The organism is Bradyrhizobium sp. CCBAU 45389, from assembly GCF_028128625.1.
Taxonomy (GTDB): domain Bacteria; phylum Pseudomonadota; class Alphaproteobacteria; order Rhizobiales; family Xanthobacteraceae; genus Bradyrhizobium; species Bradyrhizobium liaoningense_B.
Map to the genome: position 1 here is coordinate 135,286 of NZ_LBIY01000090.1, position 18,424 is coordinate 153,709.

At 57.8% G+C, this 18,424-nt stretch carries 15 protein-coding genes; 6 read left to right on the forward strand and 9 right to left on the reverse strand.

All coding sequences use genetic code 11. The annotated features are described in order from the left end of the window. Positions 1-1,453: 1,453 nt before the first annotated feature. Together XH79_RS20680 and XH79_RS20685 are read left to right on the forward strand one after the other, a co-directional pair. A complete protein-coding gene (locus XH79_RS20680) occupies positions 1,454-2,203 on the forward strand; it encodes a hypothetical protein (protein ID WP_271526528.1) in 750 nt (249 codons plus the stop codon). Positions 2,204-2,262: 59 nt separating this feature from the next. After that, positions 2,263-2,982, forward strand: coding sequence for a hypothetical protein (locus XH79_RS20685; RefSeq protein WP_271526529.1), 720 nt, complete (start codon positions 2,263-2,265; stop codon positions 2,980-2,982). 279 nt (positions 2,983-3,261) lie between these two features. On the opposite strand, the gene XH79_RS20690 is transcribed toward XH79_RS20685, so the two are convergent. After that, positions 3,262-4,908 (reverse strand): NEL-type E3 ubiquitin ligase domain-containing protein, encoded by a 1,647-nt coding sequence (locus XH79_RS20690; RefSeq protein WP_271526530.1) that lies wholly within the window; start codon positions 4,906-4,908, stop codon positions 3,262-3,264. Positions 4,909-5,412: 504 nt separating this feature from the next. On the opposite strand from XH79_RS20690, the gene XH79_RS20695 reads away from it, so the two are divergent. Next, positions 5,413-5,739: a hypothetical protein gene (locus tag XH79_RS20695; RefSeq protein WP_271526531.1), complete on the forward strand. Its 327-nt coding sequence runs from the start codon at positions 5,413-5,415 to the stop codon at positions 5,737-5,739. A gap of 1,232 nt (positions 5,740-6,971) precedes the next feature. Here XH79_RS20695 and XH79_RS20700 read toward each other — a convergent pair. Beyond that, a complete protein-coding gene (locus XH79_RS20700) occupies positions 6,972-7,094 on the reverse strand; it encodes a hypothetical protein (protein ID WP_271526532.1) in 123 nt (40 codons plus the stop codon). A 108-nt stretch (positions 7,095-7,202) separates the two neighbouring features. Further along, complete coding sequence (locus XH79_RS20705; protein WP_271526533.1) at positions 7,203-7,394, reverse strand: hypothetical protein; 192 nt, start codon at positions 7,392-7,394, stop codon at positions 7,203-7,205. Positions 7,395-7,808: 414 nt separating this feature from the next. Here XH79_RS20705 and modC point away from each other — a divergent pair, with 414 nt between their 5' ends. The 3 genes from modC (at position 7,809) to XH79_RS20720 (ending at position 11,162) form a co-directional block, all read left to right on the forward strand. Continuing rightward, positions 7,809-8,999: a molybdenum ABC transporter ATP-binding protein gene (gene modC, locus XH79_RS20710; RefSeq protein WP_271526534.1), complete on the forward strand. Its 1,191-nt coding sequence runs from the start codon at positions 7,809-7,811 to the stop codon at positions 8,997-8,999. 1,053 nt (positions 9,000-10,052) lie between these two features. Continuing rightward, on the forward strand, positions 10,053-10,607 hold the full coding sequence (locus XH79_RS20715) for a peroxiredoxin (protein WP_271526535.1): 555 nt from the start codon (positions 10,053-10,055) through the stop codon (positions 10,605-10,607). Positions 10,608-10,613: 6 nt separating this feature from the next. Further along, positions 10,614-11,162, forward strand: a complete 549-nt coding sequence (locus XH79_RS20720) for a carboxymuconolactone decarboxylase family protein (RefSeq protein WP_271582774.1) — start codon at positions 10,614-10,616, stop codon at positions 11,160-11,162. A 225-nt stretch (positions 11,163-11,387) separates the two neighbouring features. Here XH79_RS20720 and XH79_RS20725 read toward each other — a convergent pair whose 3' ends face one another. The 6 genes from XH79_RS20725 to nifH all read right to left on the reverse strand — a co-directional run bounded on the left by XH79_RS20725 (position 11,388) and on the right by nifH (position 18,049). Continuing rightward, the gene (locus tag XH79_RS20725; RefSeq protein WP_271526537.1) at positions 11,388-11,684 is read right to left on the reverse strand and encodes a ferredoxin family protein; all 297 of its coding nucleotides are present in this window, start codon (positions 11,682-11,684) and stop codon (positions 11,388-11,390) included. A gap of 38 nt (positions 11,685-11,722) precedes the next feature. Then, positions 11,723-13,030: an FAD-dependent oxidoreductase gene (locus XH79_RS20730; protein ID WP_271526538.1), complete on the reverse strand. Its 1,308-nt coding sequence runs from the start codon at positions 13,028-13,030 to the stop codon at positions 11,723-11,725. Between the two features lie 11 nt (positions 13,031-13,041). Beyond that, the gene (locus XH79_RS20735; protein ID WP_271526539.1) at positions 13,042-14,151 is read right to left on the reverse strand and encodes an electron transfer flavoprotein subunit alpha/FixB family protein; all 1,110 of its coding nucleotides are present in this window, start codon (positions 14,149-14,151) and stop codon (positions 13,042-13,044) included. An 892-nt stretch (positions 14,152-15,043) separates the two neighbouring features. Next, positions 15,044-15,385, reverse strand: coding sequence for a nitrogenase stabilizing/protective protein NifW (gene nifW / locus XH79_RS20740; protein ID WP_128947946.1), 342 nt, complete (start codon positions 15,383-15,385; stop codon positions 15,044-15,046). An 859-nt stretch (positions 15,386-16,244) separates the two neighbouring features. After that, a complete protein-coding gene (locus tag XH79_RS20745; protein WP_164937316.1) occupies positions 16,245-17,021 on the reverse strand; it encodes a nitrogen fixation protein NifQ in 777 nt (258 codons plus the stop codon). A gap of 143 nt (positions 17,022-17,164) precedes the next feature. Next, complete coding sequence (gene nifH / locus XH79_RS20750) at positions 17,165-18,049, reverse strand: nitrogenase iron protein (RefSeq protein ID WP_128948000.1); 885 nt, start codon at positions 18,047-18,049, stop codon at positions 17,165-17,167. Positions 18,050-18,424: the final 375 nt, after the last annotated feature.

The window sequence follows — 18,424 nt, forward strand, 5'->3', positions numbered from 1 at the left end:
CTCTTGCGCGCAGAGTGCGTCTAGCGACGCGCCTTTGCTCGTGGAGATATTCGTTGGTTACGCAGTTTCCCTGCCCTCGCTCGGGCCGGTTTTGCGCAAACGCGTTTAAGCAAGGCGGCAGTCCAAGCTAAAATCTTCCGGTTAGCCAATAAGACAGAGATCGCCGACCTGCCAGAGATCCCCGGATCGGAGCTCTTCGCAGCGCCAGGGGATCGCGACTTTCGGCCCTCCTTCGGCGGCAGCTTCGAGCTCGACCCCTCCTTTCAGGCCATCCCTCGATTGTTACGGTGAGTATCCGGCTTAATCGCGTTCAGGAGTGTTCGTGCATTGCCTTGCCAGGCCGGCGCTATATACCGTTGCACCGGCAGGATCGATGCCCCCTGGAGCGCAAACTATAGCGGGCGGCCTCAGCATGCTCCGGTTGTTATTCGATATGAAGTAGACCTTGACGTAGCTTTAGGCCGAGCCCGAATTTGCAGATCAATTACGTCAAGCGCGATCGATCAGGAGAAAGAGAACTTGACGCGCAGCTCGCAACCTATTTCAGGCGGACTTGCCTAGCATATCGAAGGGTGGTCAGAGTGGGCGCCTTAAAACCCTAGCGTACACTGTCTTCCGCCCCAAGGAAGCGCCCAACGAGAGTGCACACCCGCCAGGCTATCGTTCATTCCACTAAGAGTCCTTGTCGCCCAATAGTACGCAGCTCGGCGAAATCTCTGTCCAAGACAAGATCGCCGGTTCCGACCATTCGACGTCGGCTTCTTTTAACGGGCATCCGATATCGCTTCCCCACCGGTGCCGCACCGTTGGCCTGCGGTCAGCTCTCCCTTGGGTCTTGGTCTCAGTGACGGCGATAATCTCGCTGCAGAGCGAACAGATGCATGCCTGCTATTGCGTCACCACCGCGTTTTAGCGTTCGCATATCCCGACATTCTTCAGAAGAGTGAGAGCTCCGTCGTTCAGGGTCAACTCTCGGGAATTAGCCAGCCAATTCGCTCTCGTCCGAAAAGAAGACGATCTGATCCAGCAGACCTTGTCTGCCAATCCATAGTCGGGCCGCATAGCATCGCCTTGATTTGCGCTCTCATCGAGCTCGCAATCTGACGCAACGTGAGACTCGTTCGCTTCATGAAAATTGGATGGTGGCAGCTACGGCTTCCATAGCTCACCATGGCAATGCAACGATCACCGCCGGCAGAAAGTTGATTCTTGGCCCGCGCATTCCAGCGGCACAAACCTCACGTAAATCGCCACTACAAGTGATTTCTCTCATTCTCGGGCCTGCATCATCACACGACGTTACTCGCTTGATGTTGAAAACGTCTATCAGTTGCAGAACTCTCGCACAGAAGGTTCATGGCCCCTTCTTTCCGCCATGTTCGCAACCAAAGCAGAGACGCGCTGATTGCGCACTTCGCGCGCGGCGATAGCGAGAGTCTCAGGAGACGTTTCTATGGTAAAGCCAGTGGTAATTGTGGTCGGTGCGGACAAGGGAGGAGTCGGGAAGACGACCGTATCACGAACGCTACTGGACTACTTCAGCGTGAACAACGTGCAAACACGCGCATTCGACACAGAGTGGCCTCGGGGAACGCTGAAGCGCTTTTATCCTGGGATTACTGAGATCGTCGACATGACGACGACCACGGACCAGATGAAGATCTTCGATACCTTGAATTCAGGGCTGTCCGTCACTGTCATCGATGCTCGCGCAGGCCTACTGTCGTCTGCGCTGGCTTCCTTGCGCGACATCGGCTTTCTGGACTCGGCACGGTCTGGCCAGATCACATTTGCCGTGTTCCACATCCTTGGATCATCCATCGCGTCGCTAGACGAGATCGCGGAAACCGCGACTTTTATGAGCGGCGCAAAGTACTACCTGGTCAAGAACTTCATTAACGACACTCAATTCTTCCAGTGGGACCAAGCGACTTACAATTCCTATTTTCACCGCATCAAACATGCGACTGAGTTGACCATACCGAAGCTTAACGAGATGGCCTATGAGCAGGTGGAGATCGCATCCGTTCCATTCATAGACTTCGTCGCAAATAAAGCACGGAACGATGAACCCGCGAACAACTCCTTCGTGCTGCGCGGCTATGTCCGGCACTGGCTGGCAAATGTCTGGAGCGAATTTGATCGCATCAGCTTGACGGAATTGGCCGGGGCCAAGTCCGCCACCCGGGCCGGCGAGAAGTAGCCGCATATCTGGCGAGCTCAGGTCGGGCCCACGCACGGAACGAAATTGATCTGCTGGCTATGTTAGCGACCCCCATCTACATCATCTGCTCTCCTAGCCCGCAGGTCGGTAAAACCCTCATCGCTCGGGCCATGAGCGAGTTCTTGTTGCTGAAAAACGGCACAGCGCTGTCGTTTGATGTCAACTTGAAAGAGCCGTCATTGCTCGACTACCTTCCCAACAACACGGAGACCGCGGATGTGATCGACACTTACGGCAAGATGCAGCTGATGGACCCTCTTATCATCCACGATCGTGTAGCCAAGGTAATCGACCTCGGCTTTCACGCCTTCGACGAATTCTTCAAGATGTGCGAGGAGATTGGCTTCATGAAGGAGACAGCGCGCTGCTATGTCGCCCCTATCATCCTCTTCGTCGCAGCCGCAGACCGTATCTCCCTTCGCGCTTATGAAATGCTGCGGCGGCGAATTCCGCCGACGTCGCTGATCACCGTCCACAATGAATTCGTGCTGCGCGGCGGATTACCTGAGGCGATGGATAGCGAGCGGGTGATTCGCATTTCCGCACTTCCGCTGTTCCTCAAAAGATATATAGACCGGCTTAGCTTTTCCTTCACTGGATATCTGCGCAACGAGAAGGACTGGTCCACCGAGCTGCATCAATGGATCCGACGGAACTACAGCATGTTTCGCGATCTGGATTCGAGTGTGACGCTGCGAAAGTCCGATCGACCGCGGGGGACGGATATCGATAGCCTACGTTGCACAAGGTCCACTTGAGAGTTCGGCCTGATCGCCATCTATTCGCCCGGGCTCCGAATGGTCGTTGATCCCTGACTTCGATGACGTTCGCAACGCGAATGCATGGAGTTTTGTATACGATTCTTCGCTTGGATCTCCAATCTTACCGTAATCGTCCCGACGGACAGCACGATGGGCAATTGACGGTGGCTCATTCGCGAATGCCTCTTTCAAAGAGCACGTCCTCGAAAGAATCGATGACTCTCTTCACGTTGTAATCGGTTAGGCGGATCGGCGGGGCCTTCCTTCGGAGGGCGCTCATAGCTCAAGGTCGAGTTTCCCGAGCACCTGATGCAAGACCGCACTTTTGATCTCCCGGGCGATCTCGTTTCGTATCTCTGCGCCGAGGACCCGCTCGGCATCGGCATCGCCTGTCAGGCCATGCTCGGCCAGTCGCCCATTCAAGCGGGTTTCAAACTGTACGCCCATGGCGTCGACGAGCCGCTCCTGCATTTCAGTATAGACTTGGGGTGCGATGCGCCTCACCGCACTTTCCCATGGTTGCCAGCGCGCTGCCAAATAGTCCGGTAATTCCGCCGCTTCCTGGTCCCGCACTGATGCCTCGGCCCTGGCCACATCCTCCTCGGTCACGTGAGAGACGTTCATGAAGCGCATGTCGGGAGCAATGTGCCTCAGCTCCAGCGCGTCCCGCAGCTGGATCTGGTAGGCAAGGTAGACCTCGATCTCATCGACGTCCGCGCCGGGATCGGCACGACGAAGCGAGTTGACCCTCTCGCGCGCGATCCCATCAAGCGCTTCCAAGCGAAACATGACGCGGCCGTTCTGAAGCAATTCGCCGACTCGCCCGTCATAGACGCCGTCCTCCACATCAGCGTTCAGGCGCGCTGTCTGCATGCCGTTCCAGACCAAAGTAATGCGATCTTCGCAGCTCGCGTTCGCTCCTGAAGCCAACTCGAAATACTGCTCGCGCAAACGCGGCCTGACGGCTGCCTGCCGCAGATCTTCGGCAATCGCCTGACGGAACGTCTCGTGATGGTAGTTCACGGTGCCCCGGAGCCTGTCAAGGAAACGTGCATAGTCCGCGGCCCCCGGCTCATGGACGAAGTGTTGCCAAGCGGCCACTACCGTGGGCTCGCCCTCGAGCCAGTCCGCGGCAACCTCTTGCAGGGACCGCGCCGCAACCTCCAACGCTCCACTCGTGGTCGAGATGAAAACCTGAGGGCCGGCATAGTGTCCGGCGTGCATCGCAGTTTCCAGGCCGACCTGCACCCAATCGGCGAGCGGATTATTCTCCAGATTAACGCTCGACTCGCGGCTTAGACGCGTCAGCAGCGTCTCGGGCACGCTGGTCAGCTGATTGTTGCTGGCGCCGAGCCATAACAGCTGGTGCGGGACGGTCTCAGGCAGGTTGGTCAGCCGGTTATGGCTGGCGCTAAGCCATTCGAGCCCGGCCGGAAGAGGTTCGGGCAGCTCCGTCAATTGATTGTAGTCGACGTTCAGAAACTCGAGCCCGGCCGGGAGCCGGGGTAGGTGGGTCAGGCGGTTACGGCTGGCGTCCAAGTCTTGAAGCGTTGCTGGAAGTTGTTCGGGCAGGCTTGCCAGCTGATTGTTGTCGACATTCAGGCGGCGCACGCCGGCCAGAGTGGGCGCAGATAACGCAGTCAGGGACAGAGACGACAGACCTAGCGGCTCATCGAGATCACCCGTGCCCCGCCAAGCCCTCGTTCGACTTACCGCCTGTTGCCGGTCCTCATGTTGCCCCTGCCCATCTTCGGCAGCCCAGTCGGCCAGCACCTCCTCCTGCCAGGGAGCCGCCTCGGCAGCGGACGCGTGCACGTCCCTCAAGGCCTCTCCCCACTGCGACGCGGCCGGAGAACCCGGTTGGGAGCTTTCGGAATCGGAAGTTGCGGAAGGAGTACCTGCGCCGAGCTGTTCTGCGTTCATCGATATGGCTTCTTAAGTAGCAAAATGGAGCGAACGCGCCGGGTCGGCGCATCTTAGAACTGGTAGTCCCCCACTATCGCTGACACTCCACCGGCCGACCGAAACGAGGTGTTATCCCACAATCGGGCCGTCCCGCACGACCGGCGCGAATACGCTTCTGCAGGCGCCACCGAGCAACTGCAGGCATTGCAGCCGGCGACATCCCGCCCGTGGATCGGCTGATATCGGAGTCCACCCCGGTCTCGGGCGCGAGATTTGAGCCTTTTGAGCCGAGCCTGCGAGCTGGAATTGTGCACGACAAACGATCGCGGCGCCGTGAAAACGCGAGGATCTACCGCGATTTATCGTCACACGAGCAGTGTAGGGTGATATTGATTGGTAAGAGTTGCATACACCGAACTGCTCGCCGCGTCGGGGAAGAACGGCGCTGGAAGTCGCAAGTCCTCGGCTCAACTAATCGGCAGGAATACAAAGCCGAGGAACGGCCGCTCGACGACGATCGCCATGCTTGATACTCCAGGGACGAACATCTTGACTTCGATTGATGATACACTAAGTGAGATCAGATGGCTGCGAAACGAAATCTGGCGCTGCCGTCGGTTACTTAATGCCGGTCTTCCTGGCGCGGAGCGCAAGCTCGTTGAGAAGCGTCTACTTGAACAGCTTTCTGCCTTTGAAGGGCTCTTGTCGACGGCGTTTCCTTTGGCCTTGGGGTCAACAGTGTATTCGGTCGAGAGCACCACGATCGGGCGAAGCGATTCCCCTGAAGCGGTCATCGAGAACGCCGCGATGGCATCAAGCGTTACCTTCGGCAAGTCGATCAGCGGCTAACAAACGAGTTTTCTACCTCAATCTGTTGCCTTCAGGCCGGCGGTCCAGCCGAAGGTAATCCCAAGCTGGGAAATGTAAGAAAAACCAGGATGGTCTTCTACCTGTCACAAGCGACTTCGCCACTCTCTAAAATACCTAGCGCCGACCACGACACCATAGATTGGTGGTAGTACAGAGTTCCCGCATGTGTCCGGCCCATTATCTCTACAGCTGACGCAGATTGTCCGCCGGACACTTACAGCGAACCGATAGCACTCTGACGAATGCCTCGAAGTCGCCGAATGCTGCAGCGCTGAATAAATCACAAATGCTGCAGTACGAAATCGAAATTCGGGGCGCACTACAACCTCGTAACACGGGTGGGCGCACTGTTTATCGCTGATCGAGGCCAATCGATTCACGGATCAGTCCTCAGATAGTTGAGCTGTACCTCGGCAGGCTGATGCTCCAGCCCGATCGCCTTGCCACCACGCTGGCCAAACCCCAGCGCCAGTCAGTCTGAACATCTCACTATCGTTCGAGTTCGCAACTGCCGCCCCTCACTCGCGATGAAGGCCTACGGGACGCCTATTCAGAGATTCTCTCGGTCCGTCGTTTCCGTCCGCGGGAGTTGGCATCATGCGTCGGCATTCGCGGCGCAAGTTTTTGAAATTGTCCTTAAGACAAAAAATGGCCACGTCAACATCGCTACGGCCTGTAAAGCGGTCACAGAAGCGGATCACGTCTGGTTTGCACGACACCAAGACGTCCTCGGCGCGAAGATCTCTCGCGCGAGCGTGTGCTGTGCACCACGTCGCTGCGATCGCGATCGCTGCGAGGGCGGCTGCACAGCGATGCGCGTTGCAAGTCCAGCCCATTCGTCGCAATTGATTCACCACACCTCTCTTAATCCTCATATGTTTCACTATTTTTCTTTGCCCGGCGAGGGCGATCCGTTTACCGGACTGCAACGCCTCGGCAGCCACTGGCTCGCTGTTCCGGGCCCACGCAATGATTAGAGGGCCCGAATCATCGTCCCGCAACGCGCAACACGCATTGCGAAGACCGGGATGCAACAGAGATCGGCCGTTTAGCGCTTGTGTGCCGGTGTTGGCTCCCGATATGGCATTCTGCTTCGCAATGCCTACAACCTGACGCTACGGTCGATTCAAGCGCTTTAAGCGCGCAGGCACCGCGTATCATCTGATATCAGCGCTTTTTCCAAACGACCGGCCGCCGACCGTCTCCTCCGCTCAGATCGGAAGATACACCAATCGGATGGCATGGACTTGCGCATCATTGACGAGTTTTACGGACGCATATTCGCCAAGCACCATGCCCTCTGCGAGAGGCATCGTATCATCCTCGGGTGCCATCTAGCAGCTCCTACACGTGCGGTTGGTGACGCGAACGTCCAAAGTCTTACAATAAGATGCAGCGATCTGAGACGCTGGGTGGAGACCGATACAAAGCCTGCCTTGCCACTAGCCGCCCAGATATTCCTTGAAACGGCACAGCGATTGCTGGGTGAGGATCAGCCAGTTGCGAAGGAAGCGGTGGCGGCGGACCGGGGTTCCAATGAGGCTTATTCGATTCATTCTGATTGATGTGGCTTTGATGGTGCTCGCACCTGAGAGTGCAAAGGCCACGATTATGGGGACCGGCGCAAACTTCATATCGGCTCGCGAAACTCTGGGATGCTCGAGGCCGACTTTCCGTCCCGAAGCCGGTATTCAGTCCTGGCGTGATCCGACATCCTTACCGGCACACCTCTCAAGCCGCGCCATTCGAACATTCAGCAGAAGCCCTCGGCCCGCCAAGCAGACTGACAACCTCGCGCGGCTGGAAAGCCGCTTCCTTCTCAATGGCTAGCGCACAGGACAGCGTCCGATTGCCACGAGCCTAGCGCCTCGGAGATGCTCAACAAGACTGAGGTCTTGTCACCGATCTGCGGTCCGCCCTCCCACCTTATGTCCCTCACGCGAGCTGAAAACACCCTGCTGGAGCGCAATAGAATGGATCGTCGGAGGCATGGCGATCACCTCCATTGCAGCCACCGGGATCGTGACACAGATGAGAAGATACAGCACATGCGCAGGTTCATCAGAGAAGCCAAGAAGGGCTATATTGAAGTTGCCTTCAACGGCTCTCCCGCAAGCATTCCGCTGGATACGCAATTCAGCCTACCCGCCAAAGGCGTCACAGCGATTTTTGGTCCCCCCGGGTGCGGTAAAACTACACTCGCGCGCTGCATCGCTGGCGTGCAGCGTCTACCAAATGGATTCTGTGCGATTGATGGGGAGATTTGGCAGGATGAGACGACGTTTCGACCACCTCATATGCGCCGCGTCGCATATGTCTTCCAGCCACCGATTCTCTCCTCTCAATTGTCTGTACGACGCACCCTTTTATACAACGCGTCAAAATCGGAACCGACACTGATCGATTTTGATGGTGTGGTCGAATTGCTCGCCTTGGCCCCACTGCTCGAGCGTTCGCCAACACATCTTTCCGGGATCGAGCGACAGCGACTTGCCCTTGGCAGCGCGCTGTTAGGCCAGCCTCGGCTGCTCTTGCTGGACGATCCGCTTCTTGTGCGCGACCGCGCCGCCAAATGCGAGATCCTGCCATTTCTCGAACGCATGCGGCAAACGCTTCCATTGCCAATGATCTACATCAGCCATGACATCGCTGATATCGAGCGTATTGCCGATCAGCTCGTCATGATGAAAGATGGCGCCGTGACTGCGGCCGGTCCGCTCAATGTCGTTCAGGGCGATCCGGCGCTTGCCAGGCGCGGCGAAGCGGCAGTCTGTCTTGATACGGTGGTCGGCGGTTATGACGGGCGCTATGGGCTGATCATGCTCCGCCTCAAGACTGCGCGCTTTCTGATACCCGGAGTGCCGCTTAGACCAGGCGTGCAGCTGCGGCTGCGCATCGCTGCCGACGACGTCAGCATTGCGTGCGAACGTCCGCGCGCTAGCTCTATCCTCAATGTATTTCGAGCACGCATAACAGCCTCCCTGCCGCACGGCGAGGCTGAGGTCACCTTGGTTCTGATCCTTGAAACCGGCCGTTCTAGCGTGCCGCTTTTGGCGCGCATCACGCGCCGCTCCTTTGATGTGCTACGGCTCGGCATTGGAGCGGAAGTATTCGCGGAGGTCGCGCGCGCCGTTCCGCTCGGGCTGCCGAGCGGTTGCTTGCAACGCCCGCCGCATCCGCATGAGCACCTTCAGGTATGCCCGGATGCGAGAGAAACACCAACAAGACCCCGGCCGTGATCTAGATGAAATAGATCCGAATAGTCTCGTGGGCAGTTCTCTACCTTCCAAAAGACGATGTCGATAGGCTACCGGCCGAATTGGCTCGCGATATCGCGCAGCAAGGCGTGGGCGTCGGCCGCAGGCGCAGCGACACTCGAGGCGAGCAAATGGCACACACATTATGCTCGCAATCGACGTTGCGACGGGACAAGATCTAGAATTCCCAACCACTCGGCAGCCGAGCCTCGAGATCGGCAAATTCGCCGAACAACGAGAAACAGCTGGCTGGGGCCTTCGCGCCGAATTCGTTACCATAACCCGAGGCGTACCAGTCCTGACAGACGTTCCGAAAACTGCCTTGCCGGCTGGCGAGCCTCACCGCGAACGTTGACACGCTGCTGCCTTGCGATCGTCGACTTTTTCAGCAGCAGTGGTTCGATATCTCAAGCGGCGGCGCGCGGCAGCTGCGGTTATTGGTCACAACGATACCGGACCACTTGAAGGTGACATTGAGGCTGCCGAGTACGTCGGCTCGGAAATCGTCCATCGGACTCGTTGGCCATCTCCGGCAGCCGCCTTAGCTCGGGCGTTGGCTCCTGGCCACCTTGATGCCTTGCGAACGCGCTGATTGTGGACCTTCAATGGCGAGACGTCGCAGCTCAACCGGCTTCGTCCGCTAAATAGCCCAAGCCGACGTCAACCCCTAGTCGCCTCTGCAGTGCCCGTCGGTTGAGAACGAGATGCTACGGTTCAGGACTGGCTGCCGTGTTCGCGCCAACCGCCCAGCCTGCGCTCGCGTACTGTCGAGCTCAAAGGCACCGCGATCGTAGGCATTCGTCCGCTGGCGTAGGGGGGTGTTTCTCAGGGTGGCCCCAACGCGTTGTGTGCGAGTGCAGGTGCTCCAGATGACCGCCAGCTTAGCGGGATCGAGGCACCAAGCGCGCGAGCATGCCTGTAACCAAGCCGCTGGGCTTGTCTTGTTGGGCCCATTCCCGTCCTAAGAAGGGGTGGCATATAGTTTGCTCCACCAGCGAGTTCACGATCCAAAAAAGCGAAATGTGTGAGGACAGCATGCTCGGAATTGGAAGTCAGTTGCCGCCGTTCGAAATCACAGGCGTGAAGCCCGGTTTTCAAGCGCAGGAAGAAGAAGGACAGAGTGCATTTGAGACGCTGACCGAAATGAGCTTTCCGGAAAAATGGAAGATCATCTTCTTCTATCCCAAGGACTTTACCTTCGTCTGCCCGACGGAGATCGCTGAGTTTGCCCGCCTTTCCAAGGAATTCGCTGACCGCGATGCGGTTGTACTGGGTGGCTCGACTGACAACGAGTTCTGCAAGCTCGCCTGGCGGCGCTCACATGTCGACCTGCATAATCTACCAATCTGGCAGTTTGCCGACACAAAGGGAATGCTCGTCGATGGTCTTGGTGTGCGTTCACCCGAAGGGGTTGCCTATCGTTACACCTTTATTGTTGACCCCCAAAACACGATCCAGCACATCTATGCGACGAATCTCAGCGTCGGGCGCAGTCCTAAGGACACACTCCGCGTTCTGGACGCACTGCAAACCGACCAGCTCTGTCCCTGCAACCGCGAAATCGGCGGCGAAACATTGAAAGTTGCTTGACGCCGCATGTCGTCGATCGAACAAATATATGACAGGATTCCCGACTTCGCGGAGGATGTCAGGCTTAACTTGACCTCCTTGGTGGCCGATGAGACGCTTTCGCCGCAACGAAAATACGGGGTGCTGTTGGCGAGCGCCATTGCCAGCCGCAATTCAGCTCTGATGGCCGCGGTCGAATCGGCAGCCGCCGCCGTGATGACATCTGTAGCGATCGCTGCAGCGAAAGCCGCGGCGGCTCTAGTGGTAATGAACAACGTCTACTACCGCTTCGCTCACCTCGCTTCCAACCCGGAATACAAGACGATGCCGCCGCGGCTGCGTATGGACGTGACCGCCAATCCCGGCGTGGACAAGACCGACTTCGAGCTGTGGTCGCTTGCTGTCTCCTCCATAAACGGCTGCGGTGTCTGCATCGATGCCCATGAGAAGACACTGAGAGCCGCGGGCGTGAATTCGGAAGTGATCCAGACCGCCGTGCGCTTTGCTGCGATCATACAGTCAGTGGCGATCGCAATCGAGGCCGCAGGGCCTGTCTCCCCTCAGGCGGGAGACTGATCTTTCCTCTGCCATCCGCTCCAGGGCATTGTGGCGCTACTCAGTGGCGCCACAACCAGCCCTTTGCGGGTTCCGAACGAGCGTGATATCTGCAACTCATGCCTTGCGCAGCGTCCCCATGACGTGTCTTGCTCGAATACCCGGCGCCATCCAACTGACGGTGAACGCGCCGCGGATACGGTGAGATTACGCGAAACTTGGTCCCACCACTGCCGCATCCTCTCATCAGCCAAACTTGAACAGAACGCCATATCCGCCGCGCGGATGGCTCCATTGGATGTCGCCGGTCGGCTCGGCGAGCACGCGGCAGGTACCGCACTCGATGCAGCCGTCAACTGCTATCTCGACTTGGCCGTCGTCGTTGAGCTCGTAGCATCGCGCCGGGCAGGCCTTCAAAAGTGCGAGGAGCTGCGGCGATGGCGCCTTGTGCGCACGGATCCTGACGTGAGGGTGACCGACGTCGACAAGATAGCGGTTGTAATACAGCTTGTCTTCGACGCGCACGGAGGGTTCGACATTCATGCTTTTGCGTTCCATTGCTGGGCTTCACACTGTTACGGTCAGCGCCAGGCCCTGGCAAGACGACAAGCATCGCCGACCAGACCTGACCATGACCGCGCCTTGACAAAGGATTTCAGGCTCGCCTTCTCCTTCTCAGCCTTGGGCGTACCATCGACGCGCACAAAGTTCTGCATCGCCTTGGAGATGAGCTGCGGATAGGTGAGAAAGAAATTTTGGGAGTGGGTATGCATGAGGGGTGGCAAATCCTTGTACTTCTTCAGATCTTTGATGACGAAAGAGTCGTCCAGCATCTTCTTGTAGATTGACAGATTTGCTGCTGTCATCGGTTCACCGCGCGATTTGATCAGTCCGATCGCTTCGGCGGCGATACGGCCGGAGGTCATCGCGAGATTTGAGCCCTCACGATGAATGGCATTGTTAAGTTGGGCCGCATCGCCCACTACGACCCAGCCTTCCCCATAAAGCTGCGGGATTGATTTGTACCCGCCTTCGGGAATGAGATGCGCCGAATATTCCTTTACTTCCGACCCTGCTATCAAGGTCGCCACAGAGGGGTGCCTCTTGAATTGATCGAGCAGGCCGTACGGCGTTTGGCCCGTGCGCTGGAAGTCGGCGACGAGACAACCGATGCCAAGCGAAATGCACTCTTTATTGGCGTAGATGAAACCCATCCCAGTCATGCCGCGGGAAATCGTACCGGCAGCCTCGATCACGACGCCTTCATCGCCCTTGAGGTTGAAGCGCGCTTCAATGGTCTCACGAGGCAAGAAATGCATTTCCTTCACGGCGAGCGCAACGGTATCGGGTGTCGGACGCGCGCGCAGGCCCGCACGCGTGCCGAGCAGACCATTGACGCCTTCGGCCAGAACGACGACGTCGGCATGTATTTCCCCGTCTTGGCGATCTGTACGGACACCGACGATCCTTTTACGGTCGTCCTGCGCGAGCTCTGTGACGGTCGTCTCGCACAGAACGATCGCGCCAGCCTCCCGCACCTTGGAAGAAAACCATTTGTCGAACTGGGCACGTATAATCGTGTAGCGGTTCGGCCGCTCCTCGTTGAAGTCCTCCGAACGGTAGTGCATACCGACATGGGAACGATCATCCATCATCCAGAACCGCTGTTCGATCACGTGACGCTCGAGCGGCGCCTCCTCTCGAAACTTGGGGACCAGCTTTTCCACCATGTCGGCATAGAGGATGGCCCCCTGCACATTCTTCGATCCGGGATATTCGCCCCGCTCGAGCTGCAGCACCTTCATACCATGTCTGGCCATCGTCAATGCCGCCGCGTTGCCGGCCATACCGGCTCCGACCACGATCGCATCGAATCTCTCTTCAATCATCAGTATCTCCTCTAGACCGCAATCCTGGCGCGCGAATCTGGCAAAAGCCGCGCGCGAAATGCGGCCGTCAGCGCCGGTAGCAATTGCATGGCATCACTGACGATCGCAAGGTGGGCGAAATCGAAGATCGGAGCGTTTTTGTCAGTATTGACGGCCACGATCAAATCCGCGCCCTCGACGCCAACTCGGTGCTGGATCGCACCGGAAATGCCCGCGGCAATATAGAGCTTCGGCCGGATGGTCTTGCCCGTCTGGCCGATTTGCCGGTCAGGCGTAACCCACCCTTTCTGCACGAGAGGACGCGAGCAGCCATATTCAGCGCCAAGCAGAGTTGCGAGCTCGCGCACCAACCGAAAATTCTCAGGCGATCCCAGCCCCAGCCCGCCCGCAACCACCACATCGGCATAGGCAAGATTGGACGTTTCTGCATCGCGGTCGGGTAGGAACGACAATACTTTTGTGACTATATCGTCTTCGACAAGGCCGAGCGGATGAACGATGATACGAGCGGCATCGCGCACAACACGTTCAGGCATCGGCATGACCCGCGGGCGGACAGTGGCCATCTGCGGACGATAATTCAAGGTATAGATTGTGCAGAGCAGCGAGCCGCCAAAGGTTGGACGCGTCGCCGCAAGCGAACCATCGGCGTCCACGTCCAGCGCGGTGCAGTCGGCAGTGAGCCCCGTCGACAGAGTCGTCGCCACGGAACCTGCGAGATCGCGACCGAGCGTCGTCGCACCCAACAGCAATATCTCGGGCTTGTAAGTGTTGACGAGTTCGGTAAGCGCTTTGGTATAGGACTCGTTGCGGTAATCCGACAAAACATTGTCGCTCACGAGATAGGCCAGATCGGCGCCATAGCAAAAGGCTTCAAGTGCTGCATTACGTGTGTGCTGCCCCTCCGGACCGATAACGACGGCGGCAAGATTCACCTTTAGCTTGTCGGCAAGGCCGCGCCCCGCACCCATGAGCTCCCAGGAAACGGGATGCACTTGGCCACGCTCCAGCTCGACAAAGACCCAGACGTGCTTGTAGGACTTGAAGTGCTCCGGCAGCTCTTTTTTGGCTGCACCGCGGCCGGCCCCCGGTGGCATGGCCGTTCTGCTGACGTTGCTCATAGTCTAAATTCCTCTCAACGATAGGCGCGCCCGCGCCACGGGTTGCTTCTTCGCTCTCGTTAACTGAAGTTCACTTTTGGTCAGCAAGTGGCTGGCTGCTCTGCCCGCTTGCGTGCTCGCACCGGTCGCACAACAACACGCGTCGTCGCAATAGACGTACCCGTTCGGCCGGATTTGGAGAGATCTTGCAAACTGAACCCTTGCACGCCAGGTTCGACGAGCGCCACCGCGGCTGGCCAGGACGCCGTGCTGATTCTAACCGGCCGCTCCCAGGCCTGGTTGATGAGTCCGCTCTCCGCGCCTCCAGCGCTAGCAGTCCGTATGGGCCGATGCTACCGCTCTTCGTGGCGTAGTTTCTATCCGCCATGAGATGGAGACAACTCTGAGCGGAATCGTGGGCCGATTTGATGCGGATGCTGCTGTGCATACCCGCCACAGGAGTAGCGCGAAGGGGACACTTATTCATTGACCACCATCTCACCGTCGCTACGAAACTGCGACCGCGTCAGAGACCGTTGCGAAGGGACCTGCCGGGATCGTGCGCCTCGATACGATGGCGCAGGGCGGCTCGGCAGGCAGTAACAGCAGCATCATGGCTCCTCCTTCAAACTCATCGCCGACGCTACCATCTGTCGGCATTGATAATCGGATCAGCGGGACATCAGGCAAGTGTCGTACCAGTTGCAAAGACGGTTGAAAGTCGGTGGGAAGTAATGGCTTGCGCGACACTTCAAACAGCTGCTGATATCGTAGTCACGAACAAAACAATTCAGACATGGGCGGGAATACGACAGTCCTTGCTGGGCCGAGGGCCGCAGAGACTTGCCCCCGAAAATAGAAAGCTCGTGCCTCGGCTCCGTCGGGCAGACTTCGCTTACAGTGGAATGCTCGGTCACTTCAACTCGCTCAAAGGGACAAAGGCCGCAGGCTTCCTAGAGTCTACGACGGCATCCCTCAAAACCTTGAACACTCGCTCCTGGATCGGTGACGATGCTACGAAATCTGCATAGGCCTGTTCCAACATGGCCTTGCATCGAGCTCTGATTTCCGGTTCTGCGGCACCATAAAATTGCTCTTGGGCGAAGTATTGTCCCATGCGCTTTAGAATGTGAAGGCGCGCGACATCCACGACCTTCGGGTCGTACTCGACCCCAAGCAGCAAAAAGAAATCCTCTGCCGATGAGGCTTTGCTGAGTCGATCCAGGATGCCCGCTCCTGGTGATGAGTTGGTCATCGAACATTCTCCTTCGGAGTTCTGAATGGCGCCCACACTGAGCGGATCTGAGTACTAAAGCGACGTGCGCGCGGCTTTTGCGGTGGCTATCAATCTGATGAGAAATCGGTGACGGGGCGGAGGGAGTTCTCATCATGGACGGCGACCTCATGTTCCCAACCCCGGGATATCCTAGTACTTACTTCACCCATTCCACACGAAGTCCTGATGACCACACAGCTTGGAGGCGGTCTCGATATCGCCGGTTGGGATCACGTATTGATCATGACCACCTTTGTTTCGATCGCCACGTCGGGACCGGTTTCCCGCGTCCGCGCACCAGCCCCGTGATAGCGAGCGGAAGATCTTCGATGATGGCGCGGATGGTGGCGGTGTCTTGATTGCCCATGACGGCGTGCCGCCGCAGTCTTTGTGACTCCGCCCCACGCCGGCGGCCGCGCAATCGCCAGCTTCTCCTCGCCGGTGAACGCAATGCCAGGCGCCTGCAGGCCATGGCGTACTGGCGTCTCGTTTAGCGCGGTAGAGTTGGTGCATGGTTTTATCGGACCAAGCCGATTTGGCGGCGGTGCTGGCGGCAACCACTCGGGAACTCCTCATAGTTTGAACTGCCGACACTCCAGCAACCAGCATGCCAGCCTGTCGTAACAGTCCACCCATTGAAGAAGCTAACGCCTCTTTTTCTGATCTTCTTCAGCAAATGGATTGTGGCAAATGCGACAGCGCTACGAAACAGAACGCGCCTCCCTTCTTTTACGACGGCTTCCTTGCGGCGCACTAGGATGTGAGAATTGTAGCGGAGCACTCGATCCTGCCGCCTTGAACACACGCCATCCCCTCGCATCCACTCTCCACGAACGGCCTACAAATCCGGCAAGGCCTTCTCGGATGACGGTGCGGTTGCGGACTCTCCAGGCATTGCAAACACCCGGCCGCTGGCCACATCCGGCCAAGCTGCGGCGTGCGACAGAAAATCGCGCCGGCGCTCGGCCATCCGGCTCTCACCGCTTTCTTCACCGAAGCAGACGTTGAAGTCGTCACATTGAGTGCACACGGGTGTCGTGCACATCCCAAGGCCTTCATTCTCGCAAATCATGCGGTAGAAGAAGCGCTTCCAACGCATATTATTGACATTACGCGCGGCGAGCGGCGCGAAATGCCGGCTCAGCAGCAGAGAGAGTTCGCCACGATTGCGCAAGCCCAGAGCTTCCCAGAGATGGTCCGGCTCAATGGCGCGGCGCGCGATCATCGCGGCCAGCCAGCGGCCGATATCCCCTTCGGTTGAGCGTTGCTTGAGCAACAGATCGCGAACCATTGCGATCTCCTCGTCGTCTTCCCACCTGAAAGGCGAGGCCTGCTCCGCGGCCATGGTCTCGGTTGAGGGAAAGTACCGCTCCAGCAAGGCCGCCAATTCAACGCCGGATAGGCCAACCTTCTCAAGAAGGGAGCCACTATCCATCGTGGCAGCGGCTAGGATAGACGCCAGAACATGGCGATCGAAATTGCTATCCGTGGCGATATCGGCATCTGCAGGATGCCTACCGGTGAGCAGGCGGTAGGTTGTAATTCCCCTATGCGACTGGCTGTTAGCGTCAACAGCACAAGCAGCCACGAACGGAAAGACGTGCGGCTCGGACATAACTCTGTGGTTCTTCACAATGCAAGGTTCGTCACGGCGCATCCTGGTTTTGGCAACCGTCGTTTGTCAGTATGCCGGTCTCCGGGATGGTGAGGGAGACCGGCATCTGTCGCGCGCCTTCACAAGGCCGCGACTCGCGACCTTTACGAGGCTGCGAGTTCGGCAGCAGTTTTGCCGATGATTGATTCATCGACGGGCTTCATAATGCCATGCTCCATGAGCATGTCCTCGAGCTCATCCATTGAGATCGGGGTCGGGATGATGCCTTTGCCGCCATTATTGTGAACCTTGGCCGCGAGCTTCCGATAGTGATCAGCCTGCTTGGAATCCGGTGCATACTCAAGCACCGTCATGCGGCGTAGCTCTGCATGCTGCACCACGTTGTCGCGGGGCACGAAGTAGATCAGCTGAGTTCCTAGCTTCTTGGCCAACGCTTCCGCCAGTTCCAGTTCCTTGTCGGTCTGCCGCTCGTTGCAAATCAGGCCGCCCAGCCGCACGCCACCAGAGTTCGCGTATTTCAAGATCCCCTTGGAAATGTTGTTTGCGGCATACATCGCCATCATTTCACCAGACATCACGATGTAGATCTCCTGCGCCTTGTTCTCGCGGATTGGCATCGCGAAACCACCGCAAACGACATCGCCAAGCACATCGTATGAGACATAGTCAATGTTCTCGTAGGCGCCGTTCTCTTCCAGGAAATTGATCGACGTGATGACACCGCGGCCGGCGCAGCCGACACCTGGCTCTGGACCACCGGACTCCACGCAGCGAATGTCCTTGTAGCCGACCTTCATTACGTCCTCGAGCTCTAGGTCCTCCACACTGCCGGCGCTCGCGGCGAGGCTCAAAATCGTGTCTTGGGCCTTGGCGTGCAGAATGAGGCGGGTCGAGTCCGCTTTCGGATCGCACCCTACAATCAGAATTTTCTGACCCAGCTCGGCTAGCGCCGCCAGCGTGTTCTGTGAAGTGGTGGACTTGCCGATACCGCCCTTCCCGTAGAACGCGATTTGTCTTAGTGAAGCCATGTTGCTCTCCATCAACCGATTATCCAAAAGCTCGCGCTTCTCGCGCGAGCTTGTTTCTCTCGCAGAAGCGGGGGCCACACGGGTTGAAGGGAAGGAGCGCATCGCTCGCCTTACGCGTCGGCCTGCACTCAGCCCTCACTCAGTGTTGCTGCCGCTTATTAGCAACGGCCGTGCCAACGCTTGGCCGCGCACCTTAAGCTTCTGATTACGTTTCCAAAAGCTAACCAGCTCTTGCGTGATCGTTGGCCGTTTTGGATCTAACAGAATCTGCGCGGCTGTCGGACATCGAACAAACAACCACAAACATCAGCGCCAAAAAAAACGAATTGACGACACCTATTCCGATGTCTCAGTTGTGGAACGGAACTTGCTGCT

What these genes read in the sequence shown, in the direction of transcription:
- XH79_RS20680 (WP_271526528.1), top strand. Translation starts at nt 1,454, where the DNA reads ATGGTAAAGCCAGTGGTAATTGTGGTCGGTGCGGACAAGGGAGGAGTC.
- XH79_RS20685 (WP_271526529.1), top strand. Translation starts at nt 2,263, where the DNA reads ATGTTAGCGACCCCCATCTACATCATCTGCTCTCCTAGCCCGCAGGTC.
- XH79_RS20690 (WP_271526530.1), bottom strand. Translation starts at nt 4,908, where the DNA reads ATGAACGCAGAACAGCTCGGCGCAGGTACTCCTTCCGCAACTTCCGAT.
- XH79_RS20695 (WP_271526531.1), top strand. Translation starts at nt 5,413, where the DNA reads ATGCTTGATACTCCAGGGACGAACATCTTGACTTCGATTGATGATACA.
- XH79_RS20700 (WP_271526532.1), bottom strand. Translation starts at nt 7,094, where the DNA reads ATGGCACCCGAGGATGATACGATGCCTCTCGCAGAGGGCATGGTGCTT.
- XH79_RS20705 (WP_271526533.1), bottom strand. Translation starts at nt 7,394, where the DNA reads ATGAAGTTTGCGCCGGTCCCCATAATCGTGGCCTTTGCACTCTCAGGT.
- modC (WP_271526534.1), top strand. Translation starts at nt 7,809, where the DNA reads ATGCGCAGGTTCATCAGAGAAGCCAAGAAGGGCTATATTGAAGTTGCC.
- XH79_RS20715 (WP_271526535.1), top strand. Translation starts at nt 10,053, where the DNA reads ATGCTCGGAATTGGAAGTCAGTTGCCGCCGTTCGAAATCACAGGCGTG.
- XH79_RS20720 (WP_271582774.1), top strand. Translation starts at nt 10,614, where the DNA reads ATGTCGTCGATCGAACAAATATATGACAGGATTCCCGACTTCGCGGAG.
- XH79_RS20725 (WP_271526537.1), bottom strand. Translation starts at nt 11,684, where the DNA reads ATGAATGTCGAACCCTCCGTGCGCGTCGAAGACAAGCTGTATTACAAC.
- XH79_RS20730 (WP_271526538.1), bottom strand. Translation starts at nt 13,030, where the DNA reads ATGATTGAAGAGAGATTCGATGCGATCGTGGTCGGAGCCGGTATGGCC.
- XH79_RS20735 (WP_271526539.1), bottom strand. Translation starts at nt 14,151, where the DNA reads ATGAGCAACGTCAGCAGAACGGCCATGCCACCGGGGGCCGGCCGCGGT.
- nifW (WP_128947946.1), bottom strand. Translation starts at nt 15,385, where the DNA reads ATGACCAACTCATCACCAGGAGCGGGCATCCTGGATCGACTCAGCAAA.
- XH79_RS20745 (WP_164937316.1), bottom strand. Translation starts at nt 17,021, where the DNA reads ATGTCCGAGCCGCACGTCTTTCCGTTCGTGGCTGCTTGTGCTGTTGAC.
- nifH (WP_128948000.1), bottom strand. Translation starts at nt 18,049, where the DNA reads ATGGCTTCACTAAGACAAATCGCGTTCTACGGGAAGGGCGGTATCGGC.